The organism is Methanoplanus endosymbiosus (genome assembly GCF_024662215.1).
Classification (GTDB): Archaea; Halobacteriota; Methanomicrobia; order Methanomicrobiales; family Methanomicrobiaceae; genus Methanoplanus; species Methanoplanus endosymbiosus.
Map to the genome: position 1 here is coordinate 1277911 of NZ_CP096115.1, position 13392 is coordinate 1291302.

General features: G+C 42.6%; 14 protein-coding genes. 3 read left to right on the forward strand and 11 right to left on the reverse strand.

Going from position 1 to position 13392, the window contains the following annotated elements:
• Positions 1 to 2 precede the first annotated feature (2 nt).
• The 7 genes from glmU (L6E24_RS05425) to L6E24_RS05455 form a co-directional block, all read right to left on the reverse strand.
• Positions 3 to 1157: a bifunctional sugar-1-phosphate nucleotidylyltransferase/acetyltransferase gene (glmU, locus tag L6E24_RS05425; RefSeq protein ID WP_308219149.1), complete on the reverse strand. Its 1155-nt coding sequence runs from the start codon at positions 1155 to 1157 to the stop codon at positions 3 to 5.
• A 2-nt stretch (positions 1158 to 1159) separates the two neighbouring features.
• Positions 1160 to 2362, reverse strand: a complete 1203-nt coding sequence (gene glmU, locus L6E24_RS05430; protein WP_257743690.1) for a bifunctional sugar-1-phosphate nucleotidylyltransferase/acetyltransferase — start codon at positions 2360 to 2362, stop codon at positions 1160 to 1162.
• Between the two features lie 22 nt (positions 2363 to 2384).
• Positions 2385 to 3638: a phosphopentomutase/phosphoglucosamine mutase gene (locus tag L6E24_RS05435; protein ID WP_257743691.1), complete on the reverse strand. Its 1254-nt coding sequence runs from the start codon at positions 3636 to 3638 to the stop codon at positions 2385 to 2387.
• A 75-nt stretch (positions 3639 to 3713) separates the two neighbouring features.
• Positions 3714 to 4322: a hypothetical protein gene (locus tag L6E24_RS05440; protein ID WP_257743692.1), complete on the reverse strand. Its 609-nt coding sequence runs from the start codon at positions 4320 to 4322 to the stop codon at positions 3714 to 3716.
• A complete protein-coding gene (locus tag L6E24_RS05445) occupies positions 4319 to 4942 on the reverse strand; it encodes a cyclase family protein (protein WP_257743693.1) in 624 nt (207 codons plus the stop codon). Before L6E24_RS05445 ends, L6E24_RS05440 begins: the two co-directional genes overlap by 4 nt.
• Before the next feature lie 46 nt (positions 4943 to 4988).
• Complete coding sequence (locus L6E24_RS05450; RefSeq protein WP_257743694.1) at positions 4989 to 6107, reverse strand: SufD family Fe-S cluster assembly protein; 1119 nt, start codon at positions 6105 to 6107, stop codon at positions 4989 to 4991.
• Entirely contained in the window at positions 6089 to 6823 is a 735-nt protein-coding gene (locus L6E24_RS05455) for an ABC transporter ATP-binding protein (protein WP_257743695.1), read from the reverse strand. Before L6E24_RS05455 ends, L6E24_RS05450 begins: the two co-directional genes overlap by 19 nt.
• A gap of 264 nt (positions 6824 to 7087) precedes the next feature.
• On the opposite strand from L6E24_RS05455, the gene L6E24_RS05460 reads away from it, so the two are divergent.
• Entirely contained in the window at positions 7088 to 7270 is a 183-nt protein-coding gene (locus tag L6E24_RS05460) for a hypothetical protein (protein ID WP_257743696.1), read from the forward strand.
• Positions 7271 to 7420: 150 nt separating this feature from the next.
• On the opposite strand, the gene L6E24_RS05465 is transcribed toward L6E24_RS05460, so the two are convergent.
• Entirely contained in the window at positions 7421 to 8440 is a 1020-nt protein-coding gene (locus tag L6E24_RS05465) for a phosphoribulokinase (protein WP_257743697.1), read from the reverse strand.
• 397 nt (positions 8441 to 8837) lie between these two features.
• On the opposite strand from L6E24_RS05465, the gene L6E24_RS05470 reads away from it, so the two are divergent.
• Positions 8838 to 9485, forward strand: coding sequence for a winged helix-turn-helix domain-containing protein (locus tag L6E24_RS05470; RefSeq protein WP_257743698.1), 648 nt, complete (start codon positions 8838 to 8840; stop codon positions 9483 to 9485).
• 216 nt (positions 9486 to 9701) lie between these two features.
• Positions 9702 to 10136, forward strand: a complete 435-nt coding sequence (locus L6E24_RS05475; RefSeq protein ID WP_257743699.1) for a hypothetical protein — start codon at positions 9702 to 9704, stop codon at positions 10134 to 10136.
• Positions 10137 to 10234: 98 nt separating this feature from the next.
• Here the strand turns inward: L6E24_RS05475 and L6E24_RS05480 are convergent, their stop codons facing one another.
• The 3 genes from L6E24_RS05480 to L6E24_RS05490 all read right to left on the reverse strand — a co-directional run bounded on the left by L6E24_RS05480 (position 10235) and on the right by L6E24_RS05490 (position 13363).
• Positions 10235 to 12016, reverse strand: coding sequence for an SLC13 family permease (locus L6E24_RS05480; protein ID WP_257743700.1), 1782 nt, complete (start codon positions 12014 to 12016; stop codon positions 10235 to 10237).
• Between the two features lie 34 nt (positions 12017 to 12050).
• Positions 12051 to 13157, reverse strand: coding sequence for a sensor histidine kinase (locus L6E24_RS05485; protein ID WP_257743701.1), 1107 nt, complete (start codon positions 13155 to 13157; stop codon positions 12051 to 12053).
• A gap of 65 nt (positions 13158 to 13222) precedes the next feature.
• A complete protein-coding gene (locus L6E24_RS05490; RefSeq protein ID WP_257743702.1) occupies positions 13223 to 13363 on the reverse strand; it encodes a hypothetical protein in 141 nt (46 codons plus the stop codon).
• Positions 13364 to 13392 lie beyond the last annotated feature (29 nt).

Genomic DNA, 13392 nt, shown 5'->3' on the forward strand with positions numbered 1-13392 from the left:
TATCACCTCACTATCGAATTTTCAGGAAGAATGCCTTCAATAGTCCTTCCGATCTCTATTTTACTGCCCGAACCTGCAATTGCACCTTTAAAGACGGTAAAAGGCGCAGCTTCAACACCATCACCGAGAATAGCGCCAAACCTGCCACGAATCAGGCCGCTTTCAGTCTCAACAAGCGACCGTGTGCTGACAGTTGATATATGATCCAGAAGAATGCAGCCCGAACCAATCACAGAGTCCTTAACCAGTGAATGTGATCCAATAACACTGTCCTCCATCACAATTGAATTTTCAATGCAGGTAAATGCCCCGACCTTTGTCCGGTTGCCAACCGAAACTCCGGGCATGATGCACGAATTAGGCCCAATCTCACAGCCCTCGCCAATAATTGCAGGCCCCTGAATAACTGCACCGGGAGCTATTGTTGTACCCTCACCAATGCTCACCTTTCCGCTTATAACTGCATTTCTGCTGATTTTTCCGGAAAACTGAGGTGAGATCATCTCAAGTGTCCTCTTATTCATACGCAGGAGATCCCAGGGGTATATCGCATCCCTCCAGCATTCTGTAGTGACTGCTTTAAAGGATCTGCCACTTCTCTTCAGGTATTCTATTATCTCCGGAATTTCACAGCGATCCAGAAATCTGAATATATCTGTATCAAAAGAGAAAATTCCGGTGCTCACAATAGAACTCTCCGTCTCACCGGGTTTTTCACGTATGCCGGAGATCTTTCCGTCAGATACCTTCACAACGCCGAAATTTGACGGGTATGGATGTTCGGAGATTAAAACCGCGTTATCCTCGTTTTTTATCCGTGATAGTGATTCAGCATCTATGTAATTGTCTCCCGGAAGAAGAAGGAATCTGCCATTTATAAGATCTTTTGCACAGAGAAGAGCATTTGCAGTTCCGATCTGCTTTTTCTGTGTAACGACTGTTACAGGATAGTCTGTATTGTTCAGATGGCGGATGAGCTGTTCACGCCTGTACCCCACAACAACAATTATGTCATTAATTCCGTTTTTTACAAGGGCATCCAGGACATAGTCGATTATCGGTTTGTTCGCAACCGGAATCATCACCTTGGCAATGCCCCTTGTAAGCGGCCTTAACCTGTGCCCTTCTCCCCCTGCCAGTACTACTGCCTGCATCATTATCACCGTCCGTATTTTGTATTGTCTGCTATCTTTCCTTCAACAAGGGTGCAGGGCGCTATTGCAGCACCGCTTCCGATAATCGTGCCCGGATTTACGGATGAGTTGATTCCAAATAACACTCCGTCACCGACAACCGCACCAAACTTTCTCCTCTTTGTATTTCTGTCTCCGGCCATGATATCCCGCTTGTCATGCCTGAGGTTTGCAATCTTAGAACCTGCACCGAAGTTGCATTTTGAGCCGATCACACTGTCACCTATATAATTGAAATGGGGAATTTTCGTGTCAGGGAGAATTACCGAGTTTTTAAGTTCGGACGAATGCCCGACATGGCAGTTGTCACCTATTGACGTTGCACCACGTATATAGGCATGCGGCCCGACTGTGCAGTTGTCACCGATTACACAAGGCCCTTCAATATATGTTCCTGACCTAATAGTGCTCCCCTTTCCAAGGGACACCGCACCTTTCAGTACAACAAAATCCTCAACTGTCCCTTCAATATTACCCTCTAAATTCTCAAGCATAGAGGCATTTGCATCGAGAAGATTCCACGGTTCTCCGACATCACTCCATTCAGAGAGATTATAAATTGTCAGATTTCCGGTTCTGACATATCCCATAAGGGCATCGGTAAGCTCAAATTCACCCCTCTCAGAGAGTTCAAGATCTGAAAGAATACTGAATATACCCGGTTCAAGGAGATATGCACCGGCGTTGATGAGATCACCTTTCGGCTCGGAGGTCTTCTCAAATATCCCCGTTATCCTGTTGCCTTCTGTTGTTATGATCCCGTAGTCCTGCGGGTGTGAACTTTTAAAGACAGCCATACACGGCGACACAGCACCCGAAAGTCCGGATATGTCCTCCGAATTTATGACCATGTCACCATTTAAGAGGAGAAAATCATCTGATACAAGACCCTTTACTGCGTTTAAGGCATCTGCCGTACCTCTCTGACTTCTCTGCACCGCATATCTTATACTGGCCCCGAATTCAGAACCATCACCGAAGTACTGCCTGACGGCCTCTTCATGATAACCGACCACAAATATGAAATCAGTTATGCCAGCCTTTATGGCAGAGTCCATAAGATGCTCAAGCATAGGCCTGTTTGCCAGAGGCAGCATTACCTTTGGCCTTGAGGTGGTAAGCGGCCTCATCCGTTTGCCTTCTCCGGCTGCAAGAATTACACATTCCATGTTAAAAATCCCTCTCTTAAAATTATTTTTTTGATACTGACTTTAAAAGGCCAAGGCCTCTCTCCCTCATCTTCTTAGCAGTATCCATTGATCTGCCTTCGGCTGTAATCCTGACCTTAGGCTCAGTGCCGCTTGCCCGGATGAGACACCATCCGTCCTCATCCTCAATCCTTATGCCGTCTGTCGGATTTTCTGCACCGAGTGCTGTCAGGACATCACGTCCGTTTTCACAGAAATAAGAACTCCTGAGAATCGGATAATCAGGAAGCTCATCTATCGCCTCTGCAATATCAGTCTCTGAGGCAATCCGGCAGAAGAGTGCTGCTGCATATATGCCATCCGGACATAGTGAATTTTTTGGGAATATCCAGCTTCCAGAAGGTTCTCCGCCGAAATCACCCCACGAGAGAAGTTCCTCTGAGACATATGAGTCCCCTACGGGGGTTCTTCTGACTTCTGCGGACTCTTCAATTGCCATTGAGGCATCAGCAGTTGTCACGACCTTTTTTGCACCGGCATACTCTGCAAAGAGGACGAGGAGATGATCGCCTTTAATATAACGTCCCCTGCCGTCTATTGCCATAAAACGATCTGCATCACCGTCATGAATCAGACCGCCGGAAAACTTTCCGTCCCTCACCATATTTTTAAGGTAATGAACATTCTCCTCAAGCGGTTCTGAAGGTCTTGGAAAAACACCGGACGGTGTACAGTTTATGCAGCCCACACTAACACCGGCCTCTTTCAGCAGAAGTGGTGTTATAACCGAACCTGCACCTCCGCCGCAGTCAAGAAGAACTGAGGCCTCCCCAATATCCACATTTTTTAAAATATTCTCGATATGTGGGCGGATGATATCAGTCTGCCGCACCTCCCCCTGGTTTTCCCAGCCGGAATTTTTGCAGGATTTGATTTTATCCTCTATTTCGGCCTGCTGTTTTTTTGTAAATGCAGAACCGTCCGGATTTATCAGTTTTATTCCATTATAGTTCTCAGGATTGTGTGAGGCCGTAACTGAGCATCCCGCACCTGCACAACAGTAGTTGATTGCATTTGCAATTGTAGGAGTGGGTGCAATACCACATGAAACAACTCCCGCACCTGAAAAGAGTGCCCCTGCTATAAAGGCATCAGACAATGCAGGGCCGGTTTTTCTTGTATCTGTACCAACAACGATGTTATCTACATCATTACCGGCAGCAAAACCGGCTTTCAGTCCGATGTCTAAAAGTTCAGGGCCAAATGGTCGTCTTATCCCCGAAGAGCCGAAAAGCATAATTTATGTTTGGTTTAATGAATAAAATAACTTATTAGAACGCTGTCATAGCAGACAGCCGGATATTAAAAGAGATCATCTCCTGCCAAAGGGGCAGAAGTGATTTAAGTTTAAAATATTACAGATACCGGCAGTGCCCGGTCCTGTGAAGAGCATCTCTTTTTCATCCCGGAATCGGTCTGTAATTTCAATGCCGGAATCACTGATAATGCCATCCGGAGAGATAATGATCAGATCAGATTCTTCAGGAGATGCAACAACCTGAGAGATAAGTTTTTCCTTCAGAAATGGCATATTTCCGTTTAGGAAGACCTTTTTATCGCCGATAATCTCCTTTAGCTTACAAAGGCATTCAGACTCCATACCCTCATCACAGGGTGAGGAGAGCCTTATAAAGCACATGAAATTTGTCATGGAATTAACAAGTGCACAGGCGGCTGCCCGCTTAAGGCAATTATTCAGCTCAGAATTATACATAAAAGAGATCTTTGTCTTCACCTCAAACGGATATTCAGTTGTCATATAAACACTCTTTCCACCATATGTGCTTCCCAGACATTTTCCTGTTGAAAAAGGGCATATCCTCCCGTCTGTCTTTATGCTGACTGCTGCAACTCCGTCATCACACCCGCTGCCAAATATATTTTCTTCAAGTTTTTTTACCGCTTCTTCAATAATATTCATACAAATTCATCCTCCATATCTGTGAGAATAACCCTTGCCGGAGACCCGTCAAGTCCTCTGAGACGTAATGGAAGTGCATACATAAAATATGAACCACTTCTGACATCTGATAGGTCCAGCAGTTCAATTACAGGAATATTTTCAGAGAGTATAATTCTGTGATTCTGTCCGTCTCCGCCATATGGATCAACTGAGGGCGTATCAATGCCAAATGACAGCAAACCGGCATCAGCAATTATCCGGGCAGCACCCTCAGAGAGATATGGATAATCCTCCCGGAAATTATTTTCATATGAAAATTCCGTCTTTATCAGCAACCTCTTACAGCCCCCCTCCACAATCTCAGAGGCAAAACAGTCTGCTGTAATTTCTCCGGATTTCACTCCGGAATCTGCCACCAGAACAGGGCCGATCAGCCTGAAGGGAGAGACCAGATCAACAGAATCCCCTTCAGGCAGATAATGTCTGGGAGCATCTATATGAGTACCGCTGTGAGAGCACATTTTAATCTCTGATACCATGCAGTCATCTGTAGTCTGAGAATAAAATTCAGCCTTTGGATCTCCCGGATAAGCCATAAGGCCACTGCAAACCTCTCTGGTCACATCATATACTGCCATAACACACCAAAGTCCATATTTCCGGAAAAAAACAGGTTATTATATCCTAAAATCCAGACTCTGACGCATCAATTGCATCATCGATCTGCTTCTGAAGCTGCTCAGGAAGTCCTTTGATCCTGACATCGAGGAAACCGCGGACAATCGTTGCCGTTGCCTCATCCTCATCAAGCCCTCTTGCCATAAGGTACTCAATTTCATCCTTTGCAATCTTTCCGACAGCTGCCTCATGCGAAAGTTCGGTCTGCTTAAGCCTGCCTTCAATTTCAGGAACAGCATGTATAATACCATCTTTAAGTATCAGACCTTTGCACTCGATATGACCTTTTGTATCCTCTTCTGCACCGATTATATGAGATCTTGATATAACAGAACCTCCGGTTGTGATAACCCTTGAGATAAGTTCGGCACTTGCCCCTTTAGCCTCTAACACAGCCCTCTGACCAAGATCCAGTTTTGAGCCCTCTGGTGCAAGAACAACTGAATTAAATCGTGCCACGGAATTTTCACCTTTAAGATGAGCAACCGGATACATCTGCACCTCCCCAACAGGTTTCAGACTGACATAATTGGACAGAAATGTTCCACCTTCGCTTATCTCTGTCGCACTTCTTGGGAATACATTAATATTTTCACCCCAGGTGTGAATCATTGTATTGCTGACAAGGGCATCTTTACCCACATAAATTTCGGTTATACCGTAATGTGTTCCTTTCTGACGGCCAAGGCTGCTTGTACATCCGGTGATCAGATGAAGTTCAGCCCCTTCCTCAGCAATAATTATGTTATGAACAGTCTGAACCTCAGATTTCTGCATAAAAAGACAGGACTGCAAAGGAAATATGTTTTTACTGCCTTTCTTTGCAATTACAGCAAAACCCCTGACACCACCCTCAGCCTCTTTTCCGGAAACAAACTCAGTATATTGGTCTTTATCCTTTTTGACCAGATTCCAGCAGTAATCCTTCAGCCAGTCATATTTATTAAGGGCAATTTCAAGAGGGAGCATCTCAATGCCCTCTATCTTTGAAGAGGAATGATGAATATGCTGATCAGTCTGAATAAATGTGCCTGATCTGTGTTCAGAGGATAACTCAATCCCGGAAAGCTTTATTCTCTCTCTGTCTTCTGCTGAAATATCCGGATTTATAATATCTTCTGGCATCTTATGCACTCCTGGTAGCCTTTTTCCTGAATTACCTTTAAAATCTCTCTGGGATTACCGTCACACTTTATCTCGCCGTCACAGAGCATATGCCCAGCATCGGCATCAATATAGTCCAGAATGTATCCGGTATGAGTTATAATCAGACCGGACTTATGCCGGTCTATTATGTGCCTGTCCTTTTCAACAAGCATTGCAATTGATCTGCCGATAAGAGAGATGTTCTCCAGATCCACCCCGCTTTCAGGCTCATCCAGCATTACAAAATCGGGCTGCTGAAGCATTAACTGCAGAACTTCGCTTCTTTTGATTTCCCCGCCGGAAAATCCGGAATTAACATCCCGGTCAAGAAAGTCATTCATATGCATTTTTTTGGCATAATCTCCAATAACCTTCTGATCTGCACCGGAAACAGCACCAAGAAGTTTCCCAAGCTTCAGGCCTGAAATCGTCGGAGGACGCTGAAACATAATTCCCATACCATATCTGGCTCTCTCATGCATAGGAACCTCAGTCACATCACGACCTTTAAAAAATATCCTGCCCTCTGTGACATCATATCCCGAAAAGCCCATCACCGCCCTTAGAAGGGTTGTTTTCCCGGAGCCGTTCGGCCCCATCAGGACATGCGTCTCCCCTTCCTTTATGTGAAGGTTTAAGTCATGCAGGACTTCCTTACCTTCAACACTCACATGGAGATTCTCAATTTTAAGCACTCATATCACATCCATTTCTTATCCGGAATTATCTTATTCGTACTGAATGTTCATAACAAAGCATTTCTCTTTCAGAGATTATCTGAAAGCCACTGCTTATCTGAGATCATTATGAATTAAATATCCGGCTGTAGCATAAAACTATTTAGTCTTTTTGAGACTTATAATATATCCATGTCGTCATTTAGTCATAATTTAAGGTTTTTTTACTTTCACCCTGCGCACGGCCAAATGACTTATATCAGGTGTTAGATAAATGCAGATATGAGCCAGACATTCTATCTGCTTGCAGAAAGGGCAAAGAATTATTCATCATCCGAGAGGAAATGCCAGTATTCAAAAATAAAAACAGAGACAAAAAAAGAGAATAAACACAATTATCCATCCCCAAATCAGAGAAATTTCGGAGATAACAGAAGAGGAGAAGGGATCATAATATATGCATAATTACCACAGCAGATTCAATATGGGTGAGCTGTGCAGCACACCCATAATTCACCTGTTAACAGGTATGGAAAATCAGGTAAAATAAAATCAGCAATTCAAAAAAAATTCGTTTTTCAGTCGGGAACTCCTTTTTTCCGGACAACTTAACGATCAGGATTCCATCTGAATTCTTCTGTTAATTATTCTCCAGGACAGTAAAAGCTGAATCATTTCAGTTGCAGTCACATAATCCCGCCCTTCAAAGAGCGAAACAGGCGAAACTCCGGTCTGCTCTTCAATATTTAATTCCAGACATCTGATAACATCATACTGGAATTCACCGTCAAGTGAAAGCGCACCAATCTTTTCGCCATCCCTCTCAGTCACCCTGAAATCAAAACCAAAGTCCCGGTCTGCCAGTGAATTAATAGCAAAGAGATCAAAGTTGAGACAGATATTTTTTACAGTCTTATCAAGGCGCTTCTGATGGAGTGTAATCCTGTAAACCCCTCTATCTGTCAGTGATAAATCATTAAAGGATGAATCGGAGATCTCAATTAAAGCATCGGCATACTCTGACTGTGGGAGAACAAAACTCTCATAATCTCTTCTTCTTGCCTCAAGTTCTGAGAGAACATCCTCTTTATCATAGCCCCTGACATTAACATCACGCTCAATCTTCCATCCATATTTTACATTTGTATCAGGATTGACATATATGGAGAAATCAGTCAGTCTTCTCAGTTCAGGGGTTGCAAAAGCATGCAGACCCTCAATAATAAGTATCTTTGATGATGAAAACAGAACAGGCTCATCAAATTTTCCGGTTTTATGGTTGTAAACCGGCTTTAATATCTCTTTTCCGGATTTCAGATCAGACAGATGCTCTTCAAGGATCCTGAAATTGTTTGCATCCGGATGAAGGGGTGTGATATTCATCTCCCGTCTCTCTTCCCTGTCAAGGATGTGATAATCATCAAGTGTTATTGTTGATACAAGGGAAGGGCCGAAGATCTCCCTGATTGCATCTGTAAAGGTTGTCTTCCCGGAACCTGAATCTCCTGAAACACCGATTATGAAGATCAGACCGGAATCTTCAATAATTTCCTTCAGATTTTTCACATTTCCAGAAGATGGCGGGCAATATTTACCATCACCGGAAACCCGGTTTGTAAATTTCCGCTCACTCATTAACTCATCTATGCCAGACATAACTAATTAGAATAAGATATTCTGTATTATAAATAATAGGCAGACAGAAAAAAATCCGGCAGGCATTGCTGCGGACAGATACAAAAAACGTTTTCAAATTAAAAATTTATATCCCCCTTTCATCCGGAAAATATGAAACACCGGGAACCGGGAGATAATTATATTATCATCTAACCAACATAACTCAAATGCACATATGCACATCATTAATATATAACAAATCAACAAATCATATATAGAAACGAGTATGTCAGCAAAAACCACAGGTATATTTTTTATACATACAAAATAACGGCAGCAGCCAGATTTTCAGACTGGCAGACAAAAGGGGGAGAGAAGATATTAAGAGAAAATATACGATTTGGAGGGAAGTCAGATGTTTAACATTAAGAATGATCCTTTATCGGATACTATCCGCAGAGAGATCACAGGATTTGCAGAACCTGAAAACGCAGACAAAATGATCAGTATCATGGAAGTAATAAAAGAAGATCCGAGAGGAGTTACAATTTCACAGTTGTCAGACACTCTGGAGATCAACAGAAATACAATACGAAAGTATGCCATGGTGCTTGCAGCAGCGGGATATATTGAGGCAAGATCATGTGGGCATACAAAAATATACAACATTTCAAAGAGAATTCCGGCAATCACAGTTATTGAAAATATATTTGAAGGGTTATTTGTTCTTAACTTTAATGATGAAGTCATTTACTACAATAAATCAATGAAGAAAATTATTGATGAGATAATTCCGGACAGCAAAATAACAACCGAAGAGAAGATCTCAACTTTGGTTGCAGGAAACGAAATTGGCATTCAAATCAGTGAATCAAGGAAAAAAATATTTAATGAATCAGATTCAGACAACATCTCAATACTGATGATGCCCTCCAATGGATACACAGCAAAAATAATTCCCTCTGTAAACCTTGAAGGAGAACCAATAACACTCGTAATGATGATAAAATCTCTCAATGAAAATATCGGTCCGGAAATTCAGAGAGAGTATCAGGCATTATGAACCGGACATACAGGTGAACAGAACATAAACCCGGCACCCATAACAAAACAGAAAATATTATGCAGCAGACAGCATAACACAGGCAACATCACCATAATCCCAATGATAAAAATCAGTAACCGGATACAGACATGAGTCCCACTTTGGACCAGCAGTTCTGAAATCACAGCGAATAAAACAGTTCAATAAATAAGCATTAGAATACAAAATAACTGCATGGAAGAATTACCCGAATATCAGATCTGCGAGCACTGCGGCAAGAGAGGTACACCAGTCTCAAAGACATGCTGGAACTGCCACAAACCATATTATCCGGAAGGGGAAACAATATTTCTAAAGCCAAACAGGAATAACCAGGAAGAGAACATCTCTCAGGAGAATAAAGAAGAGAATAAACCGGAGATAGAGATAGAAACAATAACACCATGCGGCCTTGAAAAGCTGGACCTTCCGGGAAGGATATTTGCATACAAACTGCTCTTTAACGGCGATATGCTCCTGAATTTCTGCGAATGTGAAACATGCAGAAAGTCATACAGGGAATTTCTGGCATTTATAAATGAAAAAGATGCAGAAGACTCAGAAATTATAAAAGAGGCAGAAGAAGCAGACATAAAAAATATTGAGATTGACATATCAGTATTCTCCTGAAAATAATCTGACAATCAGAATAATACATTAAGAAATCTTTTTTTCCCGGATTCAGCAATATAAATTATAACCGGTTATGAGCCGGAAGAGTGACCGCGTCAGTAATAAAAGAGATAGATCAGACTGACAGAGACCACAAGAAAAAGAACTGTCATTCCCAGACCGGCACGTATGAAATCAGAATTTTTATAGTTGCCCGGAGATTTGATAAGCGCATTCACCTGATGGGTCGGAAGAATAAAAGAATTCGATGCACAGATCCCGGCAAGCAGGGCCACAGGTGCAGGATGTATGCCAAGATCCGAGGACATCTGAATGAAAATCGGCACAAATACAACTGTAGATGCGATATTAGAGAGAATAATCGTTGAAACTGTCATCACAATTCCGGTTGCGACAAGAAACAGCAGCAGATTCCCTGCAAGATGTGCGCCTATAAATCCGGAGATCCATGAGGCAAAACCACTCTCTGAGAGAGCAACAGACAGAGGAAAAATACCGCCGATTAAAACAATAACTTCCCATTCAACTGAGCGGTATGCCTCATGGGATGAGAGTACACCCAGAAGCACCATACCTATTGCACCGATAAGAAAAGAGACTGCAATTGAAAGACCTGTAAATGTCAGAAATATCGAAGAGAGGAAACATGCAAGTGCACTCATCTCCTTTGTCCTGCGGTACGTATCACCCTCAATATGAGTGGTGACATAAAAATCATGATCACTGGAAATTTTCCTGATATTATCCCACAGACCCTGCACAACGATTGTATCGCCGGCATTGAGCGGCCTGTCAGAAAACTCTGCATTCTCCTCATTCTGCCCGGAGAAAAGAATAAGAGGTTCAAGGCCGTAACTTTTCCGGAAATTAAGTTCAAAGATACTCTTTCCAATCAGATGACTTTTAGGCCTTATTATGGCCTCTGCAAAACCCACCAGATCATTAGACATTGAATCTGCAAGTTTCCCTCCCGGAACAATGGTCACACCAAAGTCGCTGCAGAACCGGGATACATCCTCCTTAACTCCCATCAGTGCAAGAATCTGCCCGTCTGTGAATCTGGTATGTGTCCAGGGGGCATAGAGCACATCATTATTCTGGAGAAGAGCAATCAGATACAGATTATAATTTTTCAGCAGTTCTGCCTCCTTCCGGGTCACACCTTTCAGACGGCTGGTCCCTACAACACGCACATAATATATGGAAGAGACGAGATTCCAGGATTCAACAATTCCCTCCTGTTCCATGTCACCTTCCAGAGAATCCGAGTCAGGAAGAACATATCTGCCAAAAAAGAAGAAATAGAAAACACCCGTTATGACAAGGGCAATACCCACAGGAGTTACATCAAAAAGACCATAGGGTTCATATCCGGCTGAGAGAAGAAAATCATTCACAAGTATCAGCGTGGCAGAACCAATCATTGTAACCGTACCGCCGATGACTGCCGCATACCCAATCGGCAGCAGAATCCTCCGGGAAGGAATACCCGTCAGCCTGGAGATCCTCATAAGTGCAGGAATAAATAAAGCGGCAGAACCTACATTCTGCAAAAAAGCGGATATTAACCCTTCAAATATTGAAACAACACCAACAAGCCTCTTTTCATTCCGGCCGGCAACATCCAGAATATAACGGCTTGCCTTTATCATAAGCCCGGTTCTCTGAATCCCTGACGAGATGACCATAACTCCAACCATAGCAATTACAGCTTCACTTGAAAAACCTTCAAACGCCTCCTGAGGAGTTACAAGCCCAAGAATGACAAGAGTTGTAAGAATAATAAGTGCACTTACATCAGACCTTAATATCTCAGTTACAAAGAGAAAGACCGTCAGTATAAGAACAAAAAGAGTAAGGATAATCTGGACATCCATCAGATTCACCCATAAAACATATACATTATTAATATTATCTGACAGCCCGACTAAGCTTATATGTCCCCTTAGGCATCAATATCTCAAAAATACAGCCATTACCGTACACCCCACACTCGCAAACCTGCATATTGTGCATCATAAGGAGTTCTTTTACAAGAAATAGGCCAAGTCCGGAACCCTCACCAAATCCCTTCTCAAATATCAGAGCTTTCTGGTCATCCGGAACTCCGCACCCGTTATCTGAGACAGTCATCACTGCATATTCATCCCCTTCCCTGAAATCAATGGAAACAGTGAGATCAGAATTTTTAGAATGACGAATCGCATTTTCAAAGAGCACAGAATATATCCTGTAAAAGAGAACATCTCCAAGAATATTAAGATCATCAACGGAACTGTCCACAATTAGATTTATAATTCCAGTCTCATCCACTGATTTTTCAATGATCCGGCAGAAAGGCTGCCATGAAGGGTCATCAGAACCCAGCATGCTGATCGATTTTGTAAATGTTATCTGCTCATGGATATTATCTAAGGCTTTTTCAATTGATTTCAGATATATGGCAGCATCAGAACCCCCGTCAATCTCACTATGGAGAAGATCAGCATAACCAAAGGCGGCAGTAAGCTGATTCATAACGTCATGACGGATAACTCCGGAAAATAGGTTCAGTTTCCGGTTGGATTCCCTTATTGCATTCTTCACAGAGACCCGGTCATTGATGTCAAGGTGCACACCGGAAATCCGGGTAGGTTTTCCGCTATCATCACATTCTGAAACTTTACCACTGCTGAAGATCCATTTCCACGTTCCATCCCGGCATAGCATACGGAATTCAGCTTCGTAATACGGGCTGTCACCTGAGATATGAGAATTAATAGCATCAATCACTGTATTGTAGTCGTCCGGGTGAACAATTTTCAGCCAGTAAGATGGATCATCAGGAAATTCTTCCGGATTATAACCGAGCATCTCAGCCCAGCGCCGGTTTACAACCTGTGCATAGTCACTCAGATCAGTATCCCATACACCAAGATCACTCTCCCATATAGCCTTAGAAATCCTCCCTTCAGTATTTTCCGGAAAAAAATTATTTAAAGGCAGACTGTCTGCGTTATTATCTCTATTATCCCTCAATTTCCAATACCCCAATATTATCTGAAAATATAATTCAGAGATTAGCCAAAAACATAGCTATCATCTCAAAAACTATTACAAAACATCCTGACATCACCTGTATTGCCTGAGAACCACAGCTCATGAGTGACTATCCGGCACGCAACAGATGAAGAGACATTCACAGTTAAAGGTATTGTGTATTCTGCATTATAAAGTACTGGCATCTGAAATATCATGCAGAATATTACAGATA

Coding starts and splice junctions, on each gene's coding strand:
- glmU (WP_308219149.1), bottom strand. CDS start 1,157: ATGATGCAGGCAGTAGTACTGGCAGGGGGAGAAGGGCACAGGTTAAGG.
- glmU (WP_257743690.1), bottom strand. CDS start 2,362: ATGGAATGTGTAATTCTTGCAGCCGGAGAAGGCAAACGGATGAGGCCG.
- L6E24_RS05435 (WP_257743691.1), bottom strand. CDS start 3,638: ATGCTTTTCGGCTCTTCGGGGATAAGACGACCATTTGGCCCTGAACTT.
- L6E24_RS05440 (WP_257743692.1), bottom strand. CDS start 4,322: ATGAATATTATTGAAGAAGCGGTAAAAAAACTTGAAGAAAATATATTT.
- L6E24_RS05445 (WP_257743693.1), bottom strand. CDS start 4,942: ATGGCAGTATATGATGTGACCAGAGAGGTTTGCAGTGGCCTTATGGCT.
- L6E24_RS05450 (WP_257743694.1), bottom strand. CDS start 6,107: ATGCCAGAAGATATTATAAATCCGGATATTTCAGCAGAAGACAGAGAG.
- L6E24_RS05460 (WP_257743696.1), top strand. CDS start 7,088: ATGAGCCAGACATTCTATCTGCTTGCAGAAAGGGCAAAGAATTATTCA.
- L6E24_RS05465 (WP_257743697.1), bottom strand. CDS start 8,440: ATGAGTGAGCGGAAATTTACAAACCGGGTTTCCGGTGATGGTAAATAT.
- L6E24_RS05470 (WP_257743698.1), top strand. CDS start 8,838: ATGTTTAACATTAAGAATGATCCTTTATCGGATACTATCCGCAGAGAG.
- L6E24_RS05475 (WP_257743699.1), top strand. CDS start 9,702: ATGGAAGAATTACCCGAATATCAGATCTGCGAGCACTGCGGCAAGAGA.
- L6E24_RS05480 (WP_257743700.1), bottom strand. CDS start 12,016: ATGGATGTCCAGATTATCCTTACTCTTTTTGTTCTTATACTGACGGTC.
- L6E24_RS05490 (WP_257743702.1), bottom strand. CDS start 13,363: ATGCCAGTACTTTATAATGCAGAATACACAATACCTTTAACTGTGAAT.